The sequence below is a fragment of the Prevotella sp. S7-1-8 genome (genome assembly GCF_000758925.1).
Taxonomy (GTDB): domain Bacteria; phylum Bacteroidota; class Bacteroidia; order Bacteroidales; family Bacteroidaceae; genus Prevotella.
Window position 1 is genome coordinate 48,563 of sequence record NZ_JRNC01000034.1, and the last position, 22,867, is coordinate 71,429.

Genomic DNA, 22,867 nt, shown 5'->3' on the forward strand with positions numbered 1-22,867 from the left:
CGATTAATAATTTTATTTGGATTAAATCTGACAATAGCTTTACAGCTCTATGCGCTTACTGGCTTGTTGGTACAATTTCTTGCGGAATGGCTGTGGAAATCCCGGACGTTCCACGCGTGCGCCAGTACCCTCCGGGGTGCGCTTGAATTGTCCATTCACCTCTGGCTTGACAGCCATGTCATTGTATTTGACAATGAGATAGTAAGCCAAACGCTGCCAACGGCTCAACATTTGAGCGGCCTTGGCGTTGCTATAGTCGTTGAGGTATTTGATAGCGGCATGGGGATTGTCCTTATACAGCGCCACAGCCTTGTCCTCAACAGATTTTTGAGCGGCAAAATAACTTTGCTCAAGCGAGTCGCGCACGGCCTTCAAACTGGGGAACATGAGCGAATAGCGTGGATAAACCATGTTGCTCACCCAGTTGCAAACCCAAAAAGCATTGTCCATAGAGAATGTGACAGCGCCGGCGCCCGGCGTGTTGTAACACTTGGGTTGCACGGTGTTACCACAATAAACAGGAGTGTAAGCCACCATGTTGCCATCATCGTTGCCAAACCAAAGCACACCACCTATCTCGCGAGGAAGCCAGCCGCGCATCTGGGACACATAGCTAAAGGCTGTTTGTTGCGTGCTGGTAGGACGCTCGTTGAAGCATTTTTTCCCGTCAACCTCATAGAACAGGGGAGTTGGCCGATATGGCATTTGCCAAATACCGCCACCTATATCAGCACTGTCAAGCGCCATTGGCGTGCCCTCGTAGTGGTCGCGCATGGCCGTCTCAAGATCTTGCACGCTGAGTTTGTGGTCGGGGACTATCCACAATGGCATGTCCTCGGCATTCTCGTCCCTGCCTAAAGCCCACGGCAAATAACGGTCCATCCCCTTGACAAAACGATTGAAAAAAGACCACACACGAGCGTCGCAAATGCGCCTTCCGGAGAAGTCGGGCTTGGCATATGCCATTTTCCAGCTGAAATCGGCATCCTTGCCCTTGTACCACCCTTTTTTGCGAGCAAAGCTAACCACATCCTTGGAATACATCACGTTGGCCTTGTCTTTCATGTCAAACTTGCCTATACGGCTCTGGTTGGCATGTCCGCAGATGGCATTGTCGGGTACGCGGAGCGCCACCCAAACCACACTCTTGGAGTTTGGGCCCTTGCCCATCATCTCCATAATCCACGCTTCGTTGGGATCGCATATAGTGAAGGTCTCACCACTGGAATAATAACCATAAGTCTCGGCCAACGTGGTCATCACCTTGATGGCCTCTCTCGCAGTCTTTGAGCGTTGCAAAGCAAGGTAGATGAGAGAACCGTAATCGATAAGACCGGAAGGATCTACCATCTCCTTGCGGCCTCCATAGGTGGTCTCGCCAATGGTAACCTGATACTCATTGATGTTGCCTATGACATTATAAGTTTCTGAAGCCTCTGGAATTTCGCCAAGATACTTATGTGTATCCCAATCCACGATTTTCCGCATCTCACCCTTGGCGTGCTTGCCAGCGGGGAAATGACACAAGCCTATGAACATGCCATAGTCGTCAGCGTTATAAGTACACATCACCGAGCCGTCGGCAGAGGCTTTCTTGCCAACGATAAAATTGGTGCAGGCCGATGCGTAAGAGACAACGGCGAGCGCAGCTACTGTTAATAAATATTTTTTCATAGCGTGTTGAAGGTTTAAAAAATATTAGTTGTACAAAATTATATTTGTTATCGAAAATCTCGCTCGGCAAGGGAGGCCGGACGTTTAGTGCGTCGCGCGGAACGCGTACTTTGCGAGTCGCGGCTCAAACTGTCGTATGGCGAAGGCGGCGCAAGCCCATCCCCCTTGGCTTTACGCTTGTCAACTCTGCATTTGAACAAGTGTATATGGCTCACGCTCATGAGTTGCATAGTGGACATGGACGCGCCCGCCTGGCAGTTTTTATTGAGAAGGAAAAAACCGACAATCCGCTTGATACCCAACGTGTCGTCGTCCGCGATGGAGAGCGATTGCGTCGAGGATGAGGAAAGGTGGAGCACATTGGATGCGACACTGTCGTTTTTATACACCACCGCCATGTTCAAGATACCGTCCCTTACGCCATCTTGAAAGATAAAGTCCGTGTTGCAAGCAAGCACAAAAGAGTCTCCTTTGCGAAACGTTGAGTCTGGGGTATAAGTAAACGTATAAATATTATAAGGAGAGAAAGGTATCAATGCGAGAGAAGTCTCACCCTGCCAAATATCCACGGTGTCTCCAGAGGCGCTTGCTCTCCCAAGCCCAGCCAAAGCACCTTCAGATGACCCTAGCTCTCGAGCCTTGTCCTCCATACGTTCCGCCAAACGTTTATATATGTCTTGAAGCCTACTCGTATGGCGCATGTAATAAACCATCGAAGAGTCGAAATCGGCTTCGCTGATACCATATTTCTTCAATACGGCAGCACGATAAGCCACAAGATTAAAGTCGTAATTATTATCGTCTTGACGTGCCATGGCTTCTGCCAAATGAAAATCGTAGAGCAAATTTTCCATCTCTTTTTCCGAAAGATACTTTGAAGGCACAGACGGTTTGCACCCCAAAAACAGCCCCATCGCGAATAGAGCTATGGCCAAGACGAATGTCGCTCCACGCTGTTTCATATTTATTCTTCTGAGTCTATGGTTTGATTGGCCGCGCTTTGTTCCGTATCAGGATTGGCCTTGGTGTCAAAGTCCTTTCGGCAAAACAGCAGCAAGCAAATGACTCCCACCGTAATGCAGGCGTCGGCAAAATTGAATACCGGCGAGAAAAACACGAAATCATTGCCTCCAAAGAAAGGAACCCAGTTTGGCCAAGTGGTTTGAATGATCGGAAAATAAAACATATCGACAACCTTTCCCATCAGGAAAGATGAATATCCTGAGCCGAAAGGCACAAAATAAGAGATATAATAGGGAGACGACGCCGAAAAGACAAGCCCGTAAAACATGGAGTCGAAGATATTGCCAGCGGCCCCTGCCACGATCATAGAAAGAAAAATAATATAGCGCGTCCTGGCTTGCCGTCTCACCATGCGCCATATATACCACCCTATTGCACTTATGGCGATGACGCGAAGAAGGCTCAAAGCGAGCTTGTTGATAAACGTCATGCCGTACGCCATGCCGTTGTTTTCAATGAAATAAATGTAAAACCAATCGGCCACATGAATGGACTCGCCCAATGACATGCTGGTCTTGACCTCTATTTTAATGAGTTGGTCTATGACAAGGATCGCTATTATCAGTATCCAAGCCATTCGGCCATCAGTCATAAAAGTCTTTTTTTTCTTCATGGTCTTATTTGTTTCTTGCGTTCTTGGAAGCCACGCTGAGCGTTGCGTGAGGCACCACACGCAATCGTTCTTTTGGTATTAACTCACCCGTAACGCGGTCTATTCCGTAGGTCTTGTTCTGAATTCTAACAAGCGCGGCCTCCAATCCTTGTATAAACTTTTGTTGACGCTGGGCCGTTTGAATAAGATTTTCACGCTCAATGACCTGCGTTCCCTCCTCTATAATCTTATAGGTTGGAGCCGTGTCATCGTCATTATTACTGTCAGCATTCATCAACTGGCGCATGGCGTCGTTGTAAATGCTTCTCGCTATCTTAAGCTTATCATTGATAATTCCACGAAACTCTTCAAGATCTTCGTCAGAATAACGTGCTTTTATTTCCATTAAAAAAAATAAAATTATATGTTTTGCCAGCACGGTCGTAACATGGACCATACTGGCAAACACAATGTTATAGTTGTATTCTCTTGATTGTTATATTCAATTTGAAGCTGTCAAAATCAACCTCATCCCCATCATTGTCAGCGATTGAGATTTCGTTGGCCAACACCTGGGATTTGATATAATCGGCGTGAGCGTGGATGGCAGCGTCAGTTTCGGTGTTCGGGGCGACGACGACACTGATGCGGTCGGTGATTTCCAAGCCCGCTTCCTTTCGCATGTTCTGTATGCGGTTGATGAGCTCGCGAGCCATTCCTTCTTGCCGGAGAGCCTCGGTAAGCTCCACTTCGAGCGCCACGGTAAGATTTCCCTCATTGCTTACCAACCATCCGGGAACGTCCTCGGATATGATTTCGACATCCGCGACATCTACGGTTATCGCCTTTCCGTCCAACTCAAAACTGTAACGTCCTTGTCTCTCGAACCGGGATATCTCATCTTGTGTCAGCAAGCCCATCTTTGCGGCTACACCTTTCATGTCTTTGCCAAACTTCTTTCCCATCACTCGGAAATTGCATTTCACCCTCTTGACCAAAATACCTTGACCCTCAGCAAACTTCAACTCTTTCACGTTCACTTCATGGATGATCAACTCTTTCACCGCCTCGATATGTTCACGCTGTTCTTTGTCCACGGCGGGAATTAATATTTGCTGCAGCGGCTGGCGCACTTTGACATTGACTTTACGACGCAAAGCCAATACCATTGAGGTGATTTTTTGGGCCAAATCCATACGTTTCTCTAAGTCGAGGTCTATGAAACCCTCATTCACTTCCGGGAAATTATCAATATGCACGGATGCCTTCCCGCCGCCTAAATCATGGTAAAGCTGATCCGCATAAAACGGAGCGAACGGCGCCAGCAATTTGGACACGGTCAGCAAACAGGTGTAAAGCGTGTCGTAAGCCGCGAGCTTGTCCGCGCTCATCTCCTTGCCCCAAAAGCGTTTACGATTTAATCTCACATACCAATTGCTCAAATCGTTGTTCACGAAGTTGTCTATCAATCGTCCCGCGCGGGTAGGATCATAGTTGTCAAGCTCAAGTTCCACGTTCTTGACCAACGTGTTCAGGCACGAAAGAATCCACAAGTCTATCTCCTTCAAGCCCTCTCTGCGCTCCGTGAGCACACGCGAGCCACTGTCCACGCCATAGTGGTCAACGTTGGCATAGAGCGCGAAAAAACTGTAGGTATTATACAACGTACCAAAGAATTTGCGTCTTACCTCATCAACTCCGTTAGCGTCGAACTTTAGGTTATCCCACGGCTCGCTGTTGGTCATCATGTAAAAACGTACAGCATCGGCGCCATACTTGTCTATCATCTCAAACGGATTGGTCACGTTGCCCACGTGCTTACTCATTTTGTTGCCCTTGGAGTCAAGCACAAGCCCCGTTGAAATCACATTCTTAAAAGCCACCGTGTCGAACACCATCGTGGCAATGGCATGCAGCGTGAAGAACCATCCACGCGTCTGGTCAACACCCTCATTGATAAAATCAGCAGGGAAGAACGCCGGAGGAATGGGTATTCCCTCATAGGCACTGTGCACAAGCAAGCGTCGATAAGCATCCTCGCTCATGCCAACTCTCTTCAACCCCTCCGCATTGATGGCTCCCTCGAACGGATAATGTTGCTGGGCGTAAGGCATAGACCCACTGTCAAACCACACGTCTATCAAGTCAGTTTCACGTCTCATGGGCTTACCTTCATCGGTAACCAAAACTATATAGTCAATGTAAGGGCGATGGAGGTCAATCTTGTCATAGTTCTCTTGAGAGTAATCACCGGGTACAAATCCTCTCTCTTTGAGGGGATTGCTTTTCATCACGCCAACAGCGACAGATTTTTCTATCTCATTATATAGTTCTTCTACAGAGCCTATACACTTCTCATTGCGGTTCTCGTCACGCCATATAGGCAATGGTGTGCCCCAAAAGCGCGAGCGAGACAAGTTCCAGTCGTTCAAATTTTCCAGCCAATTGCCAAAGCGTCCGGTGCCCGTTGATTCCGGTTGCCATCGTATGGTCTTGTTCAGTTCAACCATACGGTCCTTTTTAGCCGTGTCTCTTATAAACCAACTGTCAAGTGGGTAATAAAGTATCGGTTTGTCCGTACGCCAACAGTGAGGGTAATTATGAACGTGCTTCTCTATTTTGAAGGCCGTCCCCTCCTGCTTCATCTCCATGCAAATAACGATGTTCAGGTCCTCCGCTTTCTCGGACGCCTTCGCGTCCCAAACGCCGTCCTTGTTAAATTTAGGGTCGTAGGCGTTCTTCACATAGTCTCCGGCATGTCTATTATATGCGTCAACATCCACACATTGCTTTACAAAATTTTGGTCAAGCTCGTCAAGTTTATAATATTTTCCTTGCAAGTCAACCATAGGACGGGTTGCGCCTTTCCGAGAAACCAAGCACAATCCTGGTATCCCTGCGTCTTTGGCAACCTTGGCATCGTCAGCGCCAAAAGTTGGAGCGATATGCACAATACCAGTTCCATCCTCTGTCGTCACATAGTCGCCAAGTATTACGCGGAACGCCTTGTCACTCATTTCGACAAATTTATCACGGCCCTCTTGGCTTGCAAACAGTTTCTCTGGATGTTTTGATGAGTAGTCTTTCACAAACTGTGGCGCAAAATTATCAACTTTCTCACACGGTTTAACCCACGGCATGAGTTGCTCATATTGCATCCCCTCGAGCTCCGTGCCTTTCAATCGATCGATAATTTTCCACGGACAAAGTTTCTTATCCTTGTCAAAGGGCGGCAGCTTCCCTTCCTTGCACTCTTGCTTAGCATCCAAATAGCCAGCGATTCTGGTTTCCGCCATAACTACCGTTACAGGTGCGCCATCATACGGATTGTAAGTTTGCACGACCACATAATCAATTTTTGGGCCTACGCAGAGAGCTGTGTTCGATGGCAATGTCCATGGTGTGGTAGTCCATGCTATAAAATAAGGTTTACCATGTTCGCACCATTCGTTTTTTGGATTTTTTATCAAGAATTGTGCTGTTACCGTCGTGTCTTTCACGTCTCGGTAGCATCCCGGCTGATTCAGTTCATGGCTTGACAAACCTGTGCCTGCCGCGGGAGAATAGGGCTGTATCGTATATCCTTTGTATAGCAGGCCTTTGTTATACAGCTGCTTCAGCAGCCACCAAAGGGTCTCTATATATTTGTTATCATAGGTTATATAAGGATTGTCCAGATCGACGAAATATCCCATTTTCTCCGTAAGTTCTCGCCACTCGGCGGTAAACTTCATCACGTTCTTGCGGCAGCGTTGGTTATAATCCTCCACCGAGATATATTTGTCGGACGATTTGTTGTCGATATCCTTTTTTGTAATTCCAAGTTCTTTCTCGACACCCAGTTCCACAGGCAATCCGTGAGTATCCCACCCCGCCTTGCGTTTCACCTCAAAGCCACGCATGGTCTTGTAGCGGTTAAAAGTATCCTTGATGGCGCGCGCCAACACGTGGTGAATGCCTGGATGTCCGTTTGCGGAAGGAGGTCCTTCGAAGAAAATAAACGGGGTACATCCTTTTCGCTCGTCAATGCTTCTGTGAAAAATATTGTTTCGTTCCCACTCTTGGAGCGTCACCTCATTTGTCTTATTCAAGTCCAAACCTGCATATTCGGCAAACTTCTTAGTCATAATTTATCTTACTTTACCTTATTATAAATTTTTCGCAAAGATAGCAAAAAAATATATATTCTACAAATTTTTATCTACCTTTGCAACAAAATCACAACTCCATGAATATCAACCAAGCCCAATACGTCCTCTCAGCGCCCACGGTGTCTAAATGTCCCCAAGACACCAAACCTGAGTTTGCGTTCATCGGTCGAAGCAATGTAGGCAAATCCAGCCTCATCAACATGCTCTGCAATCACAAAGGATTGGCCAAGACCTCGGCCACGCCGGGAAAAACGTTGCTCATCAATCATTTTGTCATCAACAAGGAATGGTACATCGTAGACCTGCCTGGCTATGGCTATGCCAAGCGTTCGAAGACAGTAATAGGACAGTTAGACAACATGATACGTTCCTATATCTTGCAACGTAGGCAATTGGCAAACGTCTTTGTTCTAATAGACATTCGCCATGAACAACAAAAAAATGATCGAGAATTCATTGACTGGTTAGGAATTAGTGGCATTCCCTTCTCCATCGTTTTCACCAAAGCCGACAAGATGGGACGAGTTAAAGCACAGGAAAACGCAACCAAATGGATGAACGCTTTACTTGACACTTGGGAAACTTTACCACCTTATTTTATCACCAGTTCTGAGAAAAAAACTGGCCGAGAGGATGTGCTCGACTATATAGAAAAGGTGTTAAAAGAAATAGAAGAACAAGAAAAACAGGTATGACACCTTTTTTAGATGTACAAAATCTCACCAAAACGTTTGGGGCTTTAGTGCTTCTTCAAGATATAAACTTTTCCGTGGGCGAAGGGCAAAAGGTTGGTCTCATCGCTAAAAATGGCACCGGAAAATCCACTCTTTTAGAAATTCTTGCAGGACACGAAAGTTATGACGACGGTAAGATTATTTTTAGGAATGACATTAGATTGAGTTTCTTGGAGCAAACTCCAAAGTTTGATCCGGACGAGCGTGTCATCGATGCGTGTTTCAACCATCAAGGAGACGAAGAACGGTTGTTAAGGGCTAAGCAGATATTAACCCAACTTCATATCTTCGATTTGTACCAACCCATGCGTCAACTGAGTGGCGGACAGCAAAAAAGAGTGGCGCTCGCCAACGTCCTGATCACCCAGCCCGACTTTCTCATTCTTGACGAACCCACCAACCATCTCGACCTCGACATGATTGTTTGGCTTGAGAATTACCTCTCGCGCTCTACGCTCACGCTTCTCATGGTGACCCACGACCGGTATTTTCTTGACCACGTATGCAATGTGATCATTGAGCTTGACGACCGAAATATCTATACCTACCGTGGTAACTACGCCTATTATTTGGACAAGAGGCAAGAGCGCATTGACAATCAGCGCAGCGAAATTCAACGAGCTAACAATTTGTATCGCAAAGAGCTTGAATGGATGCGTCGCATGCCTCAAGCGCGAGGGCACAAAGCCCGATACCGCGAAGAGGCCTTTTATGAATTGCAATCTAAAGCTAATCAGCGCATACAAGACCGACAACTTAGGCTCAAAGCCAGCAACGTGTACATAGGCTCTAAAATCTTTGAATGCCAATATGTTTCCAAAAAATTTGCAGACAGCGATGGCAACGAGAAGATTATCTTAGACAATTTTTATTACAACTTTGCCCGTTTCGAGAAGATGGGCATCGTGGGAGCTAACGGAACAGGCAAGTCCACCTTTGTCAAAATGCTCCTCGGCCTTGTGCCACCCGATGGCGGCCGCTTCGACATTGGGCAGACCGTGCGCTTCGGCTATTTCTCACAAGAGGGGTTGACATTCGATGATGACGACAAAGTGATAGACGCCGTGACCAACATCGCAGATGTCATAGACCTCGGTGGAGGACGCAAGATGACGGCCTCCCAGTTCCTTAATTATTTTATGTTCGAACCTGAGCAGCAGCACAACTACATCTATAAGCTCAGCGGCGGCGAGCGACGCAAACTGTATCTATGCACCGTGCTGATGCGAAACCCCAACTTTCTCGTTCTCGACGAACCTACAAACGACCTTGATATCCAAACGTTGCAGGTCTTGGAGGAGTATCTGCAAGATTTTCCCGGCTGTGTCATCATTGTCAGCCACGACCGTTATTTCATGGATAAGGTTGTAGATCACCTCTTGGTGTTCGAGGGAGAGGGTCGAGTCGCCGACTTCCCGGGCAACTATACACAGTATCGAGAATGGTGTTCTCTCAAATCAAAACAAGAAAAAAACAAAAGGCAGGACGACAAAAACAATGCAGACAGCAAATCCTCCAAAAACTATCACCATGACACCCGCAAGCGTATGTCATACAAGGAAAAGCGCGAGTACGAACAACTTACCAAAGATATAGACAGCTTGGAGGCAGAGCAAAAGGCCCTCGAAGACGCGCTATGCAGCGGCAAGCTGTCTGTTGAGGAGCTAACTGAAAAAAGCAAGCGATTGCCACTACTCAAGCAAGAGCTTGATGACAAAGAGATGCGATGGTTAGAACTCAGCGAGTTGGCTTAGCCAGTCGCCGCTTTGGCGCGCCGCGCCGTTTTCCCCATCCATCCTTATTGGCACAACTTGCCACAACTTTTTTGCCTATTCACATGTGATAAGCATATTCCATACAGCCATGACATGGCAGAACGTTCCCAACAACACAAAAAAGTGGAATACCGTATGCATGTACCTTCGTTTGTGCAAGGTGTAGAAAATGGCGCCTGTTATATACGCCACTCCCTCCCCCACCAACCATCCTATGGTCTGCTCGTTGACAGCGCGGAGCAAAGGGCCGAAAACTGCCAAGACGCTAAGGCCCATCGCCACATAACACAGCGTCTCGAAATTACTATGCCTCTTCAACCCGCCAAGGGCGTAAAAGGTTCCCGCCACGGCGCACAGGCAAACAAAAACAAGCAAACCAACACCCCAATGTCCCTGCGAACGAAGCGCTACCAGCGTCACCGGAGCATAAGAGCCGGCAATATGCCAATATATCGCCACATGATCCCAATACCTGAAACGACTTTTCCACGGCGAGCTTGGCGCCATGGCGTGATACATCGCGCTGGCCAAATAAGAATCGAGCATACCAAACAAATAGAACAGCACGCTGGCCATCGCCATCGTGTCGCATGCGTCAGCGCATCTTTTCAAAAACATCGCGCCAGCCACCATGCCCAACACAATACCAGCGACATGGCTCCAAGCGTTCCATCTATCCTCGGTTGAAGTATAGAAAAAAGTGTCGTTCCTTTCAGACATAGTCCTCCACAAGTTTAGTCAAGACACCGCCTCCGCCAATCAAAAGCCCAAAACATCATCCACCAGTATCACGATGTGACGGCCGGCTGGGTGCGACATGCGTTGCACGCAGATATAATTGCAGATGCTATCAGGCGAAAGACAGTCGTGGCAAGCGCCATCTGATTGGCATGGCGTATTAAAGCCAAAACGCAACATGTTTGTCGGCGCGGCCGTGGAGCGAGCCCGTTTCATAGCCGCGTCGGCGTCCTGGCATATTTTGTTCAATCCCACCACATAGATCACATGCTTTGAGCCCCATACTTGGGCGGCCAAACGATTGCCATTACCATCAATATTCACGACTACTCCATCCTCGCTCATCGCATTGACACTTGAGAGGTAGTAATCACATTCAAATGCTTTACGGTAAACATGAAACTTGTCTTCCGGTGTCGTTACGTCATCGCGATCATAAACTTTGTATTCGCCATTCTTGAGCATATGGGTTATACCTGTTGATCTTATAGTGACCGACCCTCCCCAGCTCACCGAGCTGCCCACGGGTATCAACTGCCTGACTCGATCGAGCAAGTCGTTCGTGTTTTTGCAAAAATAAGCCTCGTAATGGCGTTTTTTTAAGTTCTGGATAAGCTTTTGAGCCAAAAGTTCATTCCTTTTTTCTTTTGCGTTCACGATGTTTGTATCGTTTAGTTTTTGAGAACCCGTTTCCCGATGCCATGCCCTAACGCCAATGGCGGCCAACCATGCCATTTTTCCTATGCCATCGATATAATCTTCTTGGGCAATTGTTTAAATATAAAAGCTATGTTTTCCCTTGGTGACAACAAAACGGTTCGTCCATAGTGTTTTACCTTGATGGCAAACACCTCGCAATTATATTTCCACCCGGAACGCACCGCGTTCTTGCGGCCATATTTTCCAAAGTTTCCTCGTTTAAAAACAATACGCATAAAAAATTCCACGTATTTACTATCCTCGTTTCCTTTAGGCAGTATAAGCTTGCCATCGTCCAATCCAAGGTATTTGTTCAAGATAAGCTCTATGACATGAAACGCTTTCTCAAAATCCAATTTTCGAAGAATGGTGACGACGCGCTTCTTTTGTGCCGCATCCATATCCATACTTTTCATAATCATTGCGACATCGCAAAATTGCCGCAAACCCACGCCTATCTCTATAAGGTGATGATAGAGATGCAAGAACGTGTATGCCAAATTCAACGATTCGTCCAGTATGGGAACCCTTACGCCATCTATGTATCGATAAGACAACGAAGAAGTGTGTATCATCCGGTCAAACTCCTTCTGATTGCGAGAGGATGAAAATTTCATGAGGCAATAGTGCATCTCGAACACCACGCCATGGCGCTCAAAACTTACATGTTGCTCATCCTCCTCGCTTCTTTTTATAGTTATTTGCCACTCTTTCTCTATAAGCGTAACAACCTCTTCAAAAAATTCCGGGAAAACATAGAAGTCGATATCGCCACATACACGCGCCTCCGGATGTGGATATAGCATGGCTAAGGTTTGTCCTTTTACCAAAAAATATTTCACGTCCCGACCAGACAGCATTGCGCAGAGCGCTTTCACCTCATTGTTAATGTTCTTATTCGCCTTTACTATACTGGCAGACACCGACAACAACCGTACCGCATCGACAACGCCCAGACTCACATTGTTTCGCATAAACGCAGACGACACCAACCCCTCTACCGTCTGCTTTTGGGCCATGGCCATCAATTTTTGGAACTTGTCATGGTCTATTGACATTCCACTGGGCAGTTCTTCTTGCCACAGCTCCGACCTGATCAACTTAAAAAACAGTTCCCTCAAGCTCATAATACCCACTTAAGACTTCGCGCGGTCACCCTCCAAGACAAAATGACGTTCGTCCAGCTCATATTCCGGGACTATCCTTTTCAACTCATGGACAATATCCATGTCACGAAAAGTAAGGGCCACCTCTATAAGTTTATCTATCTGTTTTTCAACCTCGGCGAAGTCATATTTTCTCACTTTGGCTATCCGTATCTTCTCGTGGAAGCTCGGCAGGCTGTTCTCGGCTTCCGCCAACACCTCTTCATAAAGTTTCTCGCCCAGCCGCAAACCCACGTATTTTATCTCCACGCCTTGAACGCCGCTCAGCTTAATCATTCGCTTGGCCAAATCGGCAATGCGCACGGGCTGTCCCATGTCAAACACAAATATCTGTCCACCCTTGCCGTGCGTCCCAGCCTCCAACACAAGTTTGCAAGCCTCGGATATGAGCATGAAGAAACGTATGATGTTGGGGTCGGTCACGGTGACAGGGCCGCCAGCCTTGATTTGTTTCTCAAAGAGAGGAATGACAGAGCCACTCGAACCCAACACATTGCCAAACCGCGTGGTCACAAATTGCGTGCAGGCAACGCGACCTTTGCCGTCTTTGACATGCCCGGCGCTCACGGCCTCGCTCAAGCTCTGGCAATAAATCTCACAAACGCGTTTCGAGCATCCCATCACGTTTGTGGGGTTGACGGCCTTGTCGGTAGAAATCATCACAAATTTCTTCACCCCATACTTCACGCTTAGATCTGCGATTATCTTGGTTCCGTTCACATTATTATATACAGCCTCGCTCGGATTGTCCTCCATCATGGGCACATGCTTATAGGCCGCGGCATGAAAAAGATAGTCGGGCATGTACTTGGCAAAGATGTGTTCCATCCGCTCTCTCTGCGTTATGCTCACCACGATAGTCTCACAGGGTACGTTCGGGAAACACCTCGCCATCATCAACCGAATGTCGTGCTGCGGCGTCTCGGCCTGATCCACAAGAACGAGGTGGGCAGGACGAAAGGACGCTATCTGCCTCACCATCTCGGAGCCGATACTTCCTGCCGAACCGGTAACCATCACTCGCTTGTCTTTCAACATGTCGCCTATGGCATCCATGTCCACTTTTATCTCGTTTCTCGGCAAAAGATCTTCTATCTTGATTTCGTTGAGTTGTACATTCTGAAGGTCGTCACCATCTTTCCACTCTTGTGATTCCGGCACTATATAGATATGCACCCCTTTGTTGATGAGTAAATCTTGCAGTTTGGCATCCTCCCTAAAACGGCCGGTCTGCAACGGAGACACCAACACGGCCTGGATATTCTGGTCCACCAGCACCTCCTCAAGCCGCTCATTGGGTTGATAGATATTGACACCCATCATTGTTTGTCCGCGATACCTGTTGTCGTGCATGATAAATCCTTTCAACTGGAACTTTGTAGGTTTGGAGTTTCTTATCATCTTGGCCAATGCCACGCCACCCTCTTGCACGCCATACACCAACGTTCTAACGCCTTTGTCACTGCTGAAAGCCACATCGTAAAGTGTCTTGACGAATATGCGCAACCCCCACATCAAGATCGTGGAGATAAAATACATGAGAAAAATCTGGCGGCCTTGTAACCGCACGAAGTTCATGGGCCAGTAGTAAATGGCATAATGGGCCACCTCCGCAATGGCACAACTCATGGCCATGGCATAGGCCACGCGCTGCAAGTCGACAAACGAAGAGTACCTGAGAATGCCACTATATGTGCGAAAAACGCGAAAACCTATCAGGTTGAAACACATATAAAGCAAGATGGTCTTGGACAAGATGGTTATATTTCCAAGCGTTACGGCACCGTGATAATATAACCAGAAAACCAAAATGCCCGATATGTAACAAATCAAACAGTCGAGTATAAGAATGCTCCAATAGGGCAAGGCGTTCTTTGAGAAGTACCAATTTGCTATTTTGTTGTACATTTTCATAATCATTGGATTAATATAAGTGTCAAAACCGCTCCACTATCTCAGAGCCATCAAAACTTATATGTAGGCACCATTGTATAAGCCGCTGAAAAAATCGCCAAGACAATTGTCTGCGTTGGCATATGGCCGAGACTCAATATTTTCATTCCACAAGCCTCTCCTTGCTGCCGCAAAGATAACACTTTTTTCTTTTTCCGTCAAGTTTTAACAAGATTTTTACGACATTATCAAACAAGTTAAAATACCTTGCAAATCCACACGGCATCATCAAGACATCACAACAATCTGATTATCAAGCTCTGTTATACCCTTCTTGGTACAAAGTCCACGAAAATAAAGCATCACGATGTCACGAAATAATTGCTTCAGATCGTATTGTTTGTACATTTGGTTTTCCATGATATAAATGAGCGATCCCGTGGTAACCCTGTATATCAGCTCGTAATTCACGTCTTGCCTGAAATAACCTTGCCGCACGCCCTGCTCAAAAAAACGACACGTTCGCTCTTGAAACTCATTGTGCCTTGCCTCCATCCATGCCAACACCTTTGGGTATTTACGCAAATCGGCGTAATAATTGGGGACCGTGTCCTTCAGGCTTTCCATGTGCAGGCGATAGGTCTCGAGTATGAAATCCATGACATGCCGCTCCTTCTCTGCCGCGAACGCTTGCATGTGCCGATCAAAACCATCGTACTCAGCCTTCACGCTCTCCATCAACAAATGCTCCTTGTTCTCAAAAGTCTCGTACATCGTGCGTTTGGACACCGAGAGAATGTTCGCGATATCGTCCATCTTCACTGCCTTGATGCCCTTGCTCCTAAACTCGCGCATGGCAACCCTCAACAAGCGCAGACGAAGCTCTTGCCTATACTCGTTTGGCGTTATGGTTTTGTTCATAAGACTGTCACTTACAATTGCCGTCATGCAAAGATAACAAAAAAACATAAAAACGCTTTTTACGCTATAAGTTTTTGTCATCATCCGGCAAAACTTTCCATCGCGACATAAAAGGCCTGCCAATATCAGTCACGAGAAGTGGGCCATTTAGGTCGCGCACAAACAATGGCCTTCGCGGACGCATGGCAAAGGCTCGAAATCAAGAAATCAGCTTGCTGGCACATCAATCGCCAAGGCTTTGCCTTCGCGCCCATGATTATCGCGGGCGAGCGCGACTTGGACGCGAGGCGCGACAAGTTAAGGCATGCGACAAGAATATGTATAATATCAACGAAGCCGACAAAGAGCTTGCAATTTAAATTTCCACATGCGGCGCACCCTACATGGCACATCCATGAGAAAATATCGTCCATGAAAATAGCTGACAAAACATGGTATAGAAATCGATTATTTGCAGACAGACATGGCGCCGCTCGCAAATACGCGAAGCACGAGACTTTTAAATAACAATCCGAAACACAATGCGTTGCAAAGATTTTCGTCAATTCTCTCATAAAAATTAATGATAACGAATTGCCATCAGTGCTTATTCACTATGAGAATAGGCATTGAACGCAGCTCGAATAACACGCCATCACCCGACCTTTAAGGCCTTGACGCAACGTCAATAGATACCAATCGCGATGGCTGGAACGCGAAAACGCATGGCAAGGTGGGCATGGCTACAATTTCTTGCCATTTTTTTTTGCGGAAGAGCAGGTTTGGGCAGTCATTTTTTGATGACTTTTTATCAACATATCCAACAATGTCACAGACGCCGCAAGGCTGCCTGCCAAGGCATGGTTTCCACCCGCGTCATAGGCTTTCTGAATGTCTGCACTCTCCGCAAGAAGCGACCACGCCCATCAACGGAGCCTTGATCGCGTGCCTCTCAACAAACAAAACATGCCTGAGGCGATAAAAAAATGGATTAAAATTTTGCCATATCCTGAAAAATGTCTAATTTTGCGATGCCCTTACAACAAATGGGCATTGAAAGATAGGGGCATAGCCCAGTTGGTTTAGAGCGCTGCAGTCACATTGCAGAGGTCATCGGTTCGAGCCCGATTGTCCCTACACCTATTAGGAAAACCGAGTTGTTAACGTTGTCACAACTCGGCTTTCTCATTTTTCAAGTCTATCAACGCTGTTGTCTCAAAAAGGCGTCATAAATTAATCGCCACCTTATTCATGCCAATTCGAGCAGTCTGCCTGCCACCTTGAAAAAAAAGAGGCGAACTGCCCAACCGACAACAATCGCTCGCCATCCTTACAAGGGCACACCCATGCTGGAGGACGGCTCCGCAAGATGATCTAAACAATCTTTCCGCTTTGGTAAAACTCGAGCATATAAATGTTCAGAATGGCAAGGTATTTGGCTTGCAACTCGGCTTGCCGGGCTTTGAGAAGGGCGTCTTTGCCGTTCATTAGCTCTATGGTGTTTTTAAGTTTTAACCTGAACTGCTCGCTCAAAAGATCATAGCTTTCCTGTGCGCTCTGCGTGCGTATGCGCGCGCTTTTGAACTGGGCTTGGTTGTTCACGGCCTGAACCCAATAGTTTTCGATGACGGAATAAAGATTGGTCTGCTGATCTTTCAAATCCAATTGGTAGCTCTGATTGGATAATATTGCCTTGCTGATATCGGTTTTGATGCGTCGGTTATCGAATATAGGGACGTTCACGCTGAAGCCTCCATTGACACCGAAATTGGTTTTCATCTGCGTACCCCAAGCGTTCTTGCTCATGGAAGTGGTGTTGGTGCCCAAACCCGCATTGGCCACAACAGTGGGCAATCGCTGTGCTTTGGCCATGCGTATCTGCAATGCGCTGTTCTTGATCGAGAGCAGCGCGCTTTGTATTTCGGGACGCGAGAGCAGCGCACGATCATAGACAGACGGCACGTCGGGAATGGGACGCAATGCCATCTCGTCGGTAGTCATGGGAGCCACCACGTCAAAATCTTCTTGGTTAGTGATTTGGAGCAATCGTTTCAATTGCCGTTTGTACTCGCGCACACCACTCTCAGCTTGCACCAAGGCATATTCGTCGGCAGCTCGCTGCGCCACCAACTGCGCTAAGTCGGCCTTGCTCATGCTACCCACCTTGACAAACTCACGTCCACGGCTCTCGTTCATCCTTGAAGTTTCCAATGTACTGCGGCTCACCTCCACAGCGTCCTTCGAGTAGAGTATCCGCACATAGAGAGAAGCTATCTGCTCTTGTATGCTGTTGGATGTGGTGGCACTATCAAGCGCTGCTTGGCACGCGACAAGACGATTGGATTGGATTTCATACCGATTGCGCCCCCCATTCCATACCGTCCAATTGCCACTCACTATATATGAGCCATTGTAGTAAACCTTGTCGACATTGGACTGCACCTTGGAACCAGCGAGCATGTAGCTGCCTGTCTCGGGCCAAGGGTTGTAGGTGGCATTCTGCGAGCTGGAGACCGAGAGCGAGGGCAGCAAGGCGGCTTGGCTCAGTTTGACGTCTTCTAATGCGGCAAGGCGTTTGAGATTGTTTTTCTGAAGTGTGATATTGTTCTTCAACGCATAGTCCACACAGGCTTGCAATGTCCACACCTTGGCCTCGCAATGATGCGAAAAAGTAATAGAACACGACAAAAAGACTGTAACGAGGAATGACTTTTTCATAAGGTACGCATTAATTACTGATATGGTGTTTAGACGCTAACAGAAGGGATAAAGTTGGGAACAGACTCGAATTTTAACATTGATTAGCGAAAAAACGCGTGGCGACGACATTGAGCCAACCCGGTTTTGAAACGCGCGACGTCAAGAAAAATCGTTTAGACGAGCTATATATTTGCCCAAGATATCAAACTCCAAGTTGACAACGCTACCCACTTTGATATTACAAAAATTGGTGTTTTGGCGCGTGTAAGGAATGATGGCCACCTTAAAGCTGTTGGCTGTTGGCTGGCACACGGTGAGCGACACGCCGTTGACGGTGACCGACCCCTTGTCCACGGTGAAATAACCACGGCGCGCCATAGATTGATCGGCCAAATACTCAAACGTGAAATAGGTTGAGCCATCAGCGTCATCCAAAGCCACGCACTTTGCGGTTTGGTCCACATGCCCTTGTACAATATGCCCGTCCAATCGGCCATTGATCATCATCGATCGCTCCACGTTCACTTTGTCGCCCACCTTGAGCAGGCTCAAATTAGAGCGGTCGAGCGTCTCTTTCATAGCCGTGGTGGTATAAGTGTCGCCCTCTATACTTACCACCGTGAGACAAACGCCATTGTGAGCGACGCTCTGGTCTATCTTTAACTCGGACGTGAAAGAACACCTCAAGGTGAAATCAATGTTTCCTTGATACTTGTTGATGGCCACGACGGTAGCCATCTCTTCTACGATGCCACTAAACATATCTGTTGGTTTACGATGTGTTATACCTCGCGGGCGATTTGCCCACGCAGGATAGTCATTAAACGAAAAAAGAGAACCGAGCCAAAGGAAATCTCCCCAAACTCAATTCTCCATTATTTTAAAGGGGATCGTAACGATGATGTGATGAAAACTCCTACTATAAAGGTGATGAGAGCTCCCCGTCTTTGTAATCCACCGGCCCTGCGGCTTAGGCGCGACGCGCTTTATGTGGCCCGCCATTGACAAGAGAAGTTGTCTCGGTTTTCAATGTAATTTGATGAGTATCCCGATCGAATCGATACAACCCCCCGATTTTATCTCCTTGTTATGATGCAAATTTACAACAATAGTTTTGTACGACCAAACAAAAACCCAGCTTTTTGGGGCAATAATTAAAGGCACAGATTCGTTTTACATCTATAGACATATGAAGAGATTTGCACTGTATTTATTGATTGCGGGTATAACCATACGAGGATTGGCGCAATGCAAGATTACTGAAAATAGGCAATTCGCGTTTCCAAAATACATCCCTGCGGGCAATTACAGCGGCATAGCGTGGTTGGGAAAAAATCACTATGCCGTGGTGAGTGACAAAAGCAAGGAGGATGGATTTTTTGTTTTTGAAATTGACGTGGACTCTGTGTCGGGCGAGCTTCTGGCGGCTAAAAACTTAGGTTTCAGGTCTTCTGGCTTTGAGAATCGCGACAACGAGGGCATCGCGTTTAACGCTCTATCTAACACCATTTTGATATCAGGCGAGCGCGACAACAGAATATTGGAATACAAACTGGATGGAAACCGAACGTCGAGAGAAGCGCAACTACCGGAAGTGTACCGGCATCTGCCAGCCAATCTCGGTTTGGAAGCGTTGTCGTTCAACGACAGCACGCGGACGCTATGGACCTGCAACGAAAGCGACACTATATTCATACAGTCGTTTGACTCTCTCTATCGTCCACGACATCTATATGTCTACCACCTTGACTCTCCCATTGCCAACGCGGACAAGGCATGGCTATACGCACATGGAGCGGTGGCCATGTGCGCATTAGATGACGGAAACTTATTGGTGCTTGAGCGCGAGTTTTATGTGCCTAAAAAAAAGATAGGAGCGTTTGTCAACTGCAAGCTCTTCAAGTTTACGGTTGAGAACTCAAAAAAGAACTTACTCTCCACATGGCGAACAAAATTGACACTGCTATCAAGAACATTGGCCAATTATGAGGGAATGTGTCTTGGGCCTAAACTGGCAGATGGCTCTCGTGTGTTGATTCTTGTGGCTGATTCTCAAAATCAGTATGGCTCTGTGTTGAAAGATTGGTTGAAGACGTTGAAGATTGAGATGCATTAGTGGATGCGGACGTACCTTTTTGGACAGGGCGCAAACGCTCGTATTCGTCATAATTATAATGCCGTGCCACCAACAGTGTAATGCAAAGAGACACGAATGACACCGTGAGGACCATGAAAAACAGCAAGATTTGCAATAACGCCGCTGTCATAACGTCTGTTCCCGTCAGTATCAAAGCAAGCATCAAAACAGGCGCGTTGGCAAACACCAAAGCGCTCATTTGGCGCGTCATCATATTGAGAGCCGACTGAAAGGCACGCTTGACAAAATGACTTGTGGCCTCACGATGGCTGCCGCCATTGCCCAAAAGGTAATAATACAGTTGGTTGTGATGGGTCAATCCCATATAATACATGCGAAGCGCACGGGCGTTTGGACCTATGACACTGCCCGCAAGCAATCCGAACACGGGCACAAAGAAACGTGCATGAAATGTCGTTTTCAATCCCAAAACCAATAAAAGCGCGTACAAGCCCACTATAAACACAGCAATCATGACACCACACAGCACCGGCACCAACAAGCGTCCGGCCTTCAGTTTTGCCTTACGGATAGAGAAAACGGCTCCGGCTATCGCCATCACAACGCCTGAGAGAATGGTGAAAAACGCGTTGTTCCACACCGTTAGCAGATATATGCCCAACGCCGTGACAGCCACACTGCCTGTCATGGCGAGCGCGGCGACAAGGAAACGGCGAAAGCTACGCAAGTCAAATCTATATATGACATACAACGGAAACAGCACAAAAACAAGACTGAACAAAAAGCCAAGCCACGTTATTTTCATAGTCTACAATTTTAAAAGTTTGTCGCAATCCATCTGATTCTCCTCGCAAGTATAGAGCAATTCAGAGCCATTGGCCGTGAGATGACAAAAGAAATCGTGCACGCATTGCATTTGAGGGGCGTTGTCGACAAGAATAATGGGGCGGCGCAAGAGGGGTAACATGCTTATCATAACTAACCGCAACTGCCGCGAATCCATCTCGTTGACATCTCGTCGCAGCACTGTCCCGGACATGGAAAGCTCTTGAAGGTATGGTATCATGGCCTCCACGCGAAGATTCTTGCTTTGATTGACCTGCAAGCGAAACACAGACTGGCACAACTCAGACACCTTCATCGTAACGTCAGGCAGTCGCTGGGGTACATAAGACATGGTTCCTCGCAAATAGCCAGAAGCCCCGGGAGCCACAAGCTCGCCGTCAATGGTGATATGGCCAGACTGCACAGGCGCCAGCCCCATGACCGCCCTTAACAGCCCACTCTTGCCCGAGGCCACCGGACCACTAACGCACACCATCTCGCCTTGATTAATCACGGCCGAAATTGGCGTGGACAATCTGCCACCGTCCAAAGCTATTCTTGCATCCTTAAATTCAAGCATACAATCTATTTTTCCACAAATTTAGGCAAAAAAATTGAACAACACCTCATGTTTAGGCAAAAGAACAAGCGATCGTATAAAATTTACAAGGGAGAAAATAGACTTGAGGAGAAGATTTTTTTTTAAACGAATACAATATGCTAAGTATTTTGACTAAATTTGCATGAAACAGCAAATATTTAGCTTTTCAGACTGAAACATTTTGTTTTATGACAACAAAAAACCACCGCGAACTCATCTTTCCTGCCGAATGGGAACCACAAAGCGCAATCCAACTCACTTGGCCGCATGAAGCCACAGACTGGAAACCGTATCTCAAAGACATAGAAAAGACATTCATTGAGTTGGCCGACAAAATCACAAGACACGAAAAACTCTTGGTCGTGACGCCACATGTCAACGCCGTGAAAAAGCTGCTTGCCAACAGACTGGGAGCGGATGGAATGGCCAACGTGATATATTCAGAATGTGACAGCAACGACACTTGGGCCAGAGATCACGCCGCGATAACCCTCGCTTGCCCTTTGAGGGACGACAACAAAGAAGGTGACAAAACACTTCTTGATTTCAAATTTAACGGCTGGGGAGAAAAATTTGGTTGGGACAAGGACAACGCCATCACTCGTAAGCTCTACCAGCAAGGTTTGTTTTCCGCGAAAATAGAGGATCACAATGATTTCGTGCTTGAAGGAGGGGCGGTGGAAAGCGACGGGAAAGGTACCATACTGACCACCACCTCGTGCCTATTGGCTTCGCATCGAAACCAGCCCATGGACATGCGACAAATAGAAAGACGACTAAAAGACACCCTTCGTGTCGAGAGGGTGATATGGATAGACCATGGGCATCTGGCAGGCGACGATACAGATGGACACATTGATACCATCGTGCGCATGGCCCCAAATGACACCCTACTCTATGTGGGGTGCGACGACATGGAGGATGAACACTACGCGGACCTAAAAGCCATGGAACGACAGTTGGAAACATTGAGAACGCTGAACGACGCTCCCTATCGCTTGTTGAGGCTGCCCATGCCACGGCCTATATATGATAACGGCGAGCGATTGCCCGCCACATACGCCAACTTTGTCATTCTGAACGGAGCCGTCATCGTACCCACCTATCAACAGCCTGATATTGACGCAAAAGCATTAGAGGTGGTTGGCATGGCCTTTGAAAACCGGGAAATCGTGGGAATAGACGCCACGACCGTGATTCGACAGCATGGCTCGCTACACTGTCTGACCATGCAATATCCACAAGGCACACTCAGAGACGGGCAACAGGACTAATCGCCGCAAGAGCATCAACTTGAC

18 protein-coding genes and 1 tRNA gene are annotated in these 22,867 nt (G+C 47.2%); 5 read left to right on the forward strand and 14 right to left on the reverse strand.

Features of this window, described 5'->3' with window-relative positions; all coding sequences use genetic code 11:
* Positions 1 to 39: 39 nt before the first annotated feature.
* The 5 genes from HMPREF1640_RS05945 to ileS all read right to left on the reverse strand — a co-directional run bounded on the left by HMPREF1640_RS05945 (position 40) and on the right by ileS (position 7,416).
* On the reverse strand, positions 40 to 1,674 hold the full coding sequence (locus HMPREF1640_RS05945; protein ID WP_036893233.1) for a dipeptidase: 1,635 nt from the start codon (positions 1,672 to 1,674) through the stop codon (positions 40 to 42).
* A 47-nt stretch (positions 1,675 to 1,721) separates the two neighbouring features.
* Entirely contained in the window at positions 1,722 to 2,636 is a 915-nt protein-coding gene (locus HMPREF1640_RS05950; RefSeq protein ID WP_052051730.1) for a DUF4296 domain-containing protein, read from the reverse strand.
* A 2-nt stretch (positions 2,637 to 2,638) separates the two neighbouring features.
* Positions 2,639 to 3,310: a lipoprotein signal peptidase gene (locus HMPREF1640_RS05955; RefSeq protein WP_036893235.1), complete on the reverse strand. Its 672-nt coding sequence runs from the start codon at positions 3,308 to 3,310 to the stop codon at positions 2,639 to 2,641.
* 4 nt (positions 3,311 to 3,314) lie between these two features.
* Positions 3,315 to 3,695 carry a molecular chaperone DnaK gene (locus HMPREF1640_RS05960; protein ID WP_036893237.1) on the reverse strand — a complete coding sequence of 127 codons (381 nt, stop codon included), beginning with the start codon at positions 3,693 to 3,695 and terminating at the stop codon, positions 3,315 to 3,317.
* A gap of 67 nt (positions 3,696 to 3,762) precedes the next feature.
* Positions 3,763 to 7,416, reverse strand: coding sequence for an isoleucine--tRNA ligase (gene ileS / locus HMPREF1640_RS05965; RefSeq protein ID WP_036893239.1), 3,654 nt, complete (start codon positions 7,414 to 7,416; stop codon positions 3,763 to 3,765).
* 101 nt (positions 7,417 to 7,517) lie between these two features.
* On the opposite strand from ileS, the gene yihA reads away from it, so the two are divergent.
* Both yihA and abc-f read left to right on the forward strand, forming a co-directional pair.
* Positions 7,518 to 8,135: a ribosome biogenesis GTP-binding protein YihA/YsxC gene (yihA, locus tag HMPREF1640_RS05970; RefSeq protein ID WP_036893240.1), complete on the forward strand. Its 618-nt coding sequence runs from the start codon at positions 7,518 to 7,520 to the stop codon at positions 8,133 to 8,135.
* Complete coding sequence (gene abc-f, locus HMPREF1640_RS05975; RefSeq protein ID WP_036893241.1) at positions 8,132 to 9,928, forward strand: ribosomal protection-like ABC-F family protein; 1,797 nt, start codon at positions 8,132 to 8,134, stop codon at positions 9,926 to 9,928. Before yihA ends, abc-f begins: the two co-directional genes overlap by 4 nt.
* Before the next feature lie 75 nt (positions 9,929 to 10,003).
* Here the strand turns inward: abc-f and HMPREF1640_RS05980 are convergent, their stop codons facing one another.
* From HMPREF1640_RS05980 to HMPREF1640_RS06000, 5 genes are all read right to left on the reverse strand, one after another.
* Complete coding sequence (locus HMPREF1640_RS05980) at positions 10,004 to 10,669, reverse strand: hemolysin III family protein (RefSeq protein ID WP_036893247.1); 666 nt, start codon at positions 10,667 to 10,669, stop codon at positions 10,004 to 10,006.
* 39 nt (positions 10,670 to 10,708) lie between these two features.
* A complete protein-coding gene (locus tag HMPREF1640_RS05985; RefSeq protein WP_036893281.1) occupies positions 10,709 to 11,344 on the reverse strand; it encodes a lactate utilization protein in 636 nt (211 codons plus the stop codon).
* Positions 11,345 to 11,427: 83 nt separating this feature from the next.
* Positions 11,428 to 12,513 carry a nucleotidyltransferase family protein gene (locus tag HMPREF1640_RS05990; RefSeq protein WP_036893282.1) on the reverse strand — a complete coding sequence of 362 codons (1,086 nt, stop codon included), beginning with the start codon at positions 12,511 to 12,513 and terminating at the stop codon, positions 11,428 to 11,430.
* 9 nt (positions 12,514 to 12,522) lie between these two features.
* A complete protein-coding gene (locus tag HMPREF1640_RS05995) occupies positions 12,523 to 14,466 on the reverse strand; it encodes a nucleoside-diphosphate sugar epimerase/dehydratase (protein ID WP_036893283.1) in 1,944 nt (647 codons plus the stop codon).
* Between the two features lie 267 nt (positions 14,467 to 14,733).
* Complete coding sequence (locus HMPREF1640_RS06000; RefSeq protein ID WP_036893248.1) at positions 14,734 to 15,366, reverse strand: TetR/AcrR family transcriptional regulator; 633 nt, start codon at positions 15,364 to 15,366, stop codon at positions 14,734 to 14,736.
* Between the two features lie 1,041 nt (positions 15,367 to 16,407).
* On the opposite strand from HMPREF1640_RS06000, the gene HMPREF1640_RS06010 reads away from it, so the two are divergent.
* Positions 16,408 to 16,482: transfer RNA gene (locus HMPREF1640_RS06010), tRNA-Val, on the forward strand.
* A 237-nt stretch (positions 16,483 to 16,719) separates the two neighbouring features.
* On the opposite strand, the gene HMPREF1640_RS06015 is transcribed toward HMPREF1640_RS06010, so the two are convergent.
* Together HMPREF1640_RS06015 and HMPREF1640_RS06020 are read right to left on the reverse strand one after the other, a co-directional pair.
* Positions 16,720 to 18,063, reverse strand: a complete 1,344-nt coding sequence (locus HMPREF1640_RS06015) for a TolC family protein (RefSeq protein WP_036893250.1) — start codon at positions 18,061 to 18,063, stop codon at positions 16,720 to 16,722.
* A 141-nt stretch (positions 18,064 to 18,204) separates the two neighbouring features.
* Complete coding sequence (locus tag HMPREF1640_RS06020) at positions 18,205 to 18,807, reverse strand: riboflavin synthase (protein WP_036893251.1); 603 nt, start codon at positions 18,805 to 18,807, stop codon at positions 18,205 to 18,207.
* 427 nt (positions 18,808 to 19,234) lie between these two features.
* Between HMPREF1640_RS06020 and HMPREF1640_RS06025 the strand changes: the two genes are divergently transcribed.
* The gene (locus tag HMPREF1640_RS06025; RefSeq protein ID WP_036893252.1) at positions 19,235 to 20,161 is read left to right on the forward strand and encodes an esterase-like activity of phytase family protein; all 927 of its coding nucleotides are present in this window, start codon (positions 19,235 to 19,237) and stop codon (positions 20,159 to 20,161) included.
* Here HMPREF1640_RS06025 and HMPREF1640_RS12770 read toward each other — a convergent pair.
* The gene (locus HMPREF1640_RS12770) at positions 20,052 to 20,948 is read right to left on the reverse strand and encodes an ABC transporter permease (RefSeq protein WP_081935293.1); all 897 of its coding nucleotides are present in this window, start codon (positions 20,946 to 20,948) and stop codon (positions 20,052 to 20,054) included. The genes HMPREF1640_RS06025 and HMPREF1640_RS12770 overlap by 110 nt on opposite strands.
* Positions 20,949 to 20,951: 3 nt before the next feature.
* The gene (locus HMPREF1640_RS06035; RefSeq protein ID WP_052051732.1) at positions 20,952 to 21,548 is read right to left on the reverse strand and encodes an ATP-binding cassette domain-containing protein; all 597 of its coding nucleotides are present in this window, start codon (positions 21,546 to 21,548) and stop codon (positions 20,952 to 20,954) included.
* A gap of 209 nt (positions 21,549 to 21,757) precedes the next feature.
* On the opposite strand from HMPREF1640_RS06035, the gene HMPREF1640_RS06040 reads away from it, so the two are divergent.
* On the forward strand, positions 21,758 to 22,843 hold the full coding sequence (locus tag HMPREF1640_RS06040; protein WP_036893256.1) for an agmatine deiminase family protein: 1,086 nt from the start codon (positions 21,758 to 21,760) through the stop codon (positions 22,841 to 22,843).
* The last annotated feature ends 24 nt before the right edge of the window (positions 22,844 to 22,867 follow it).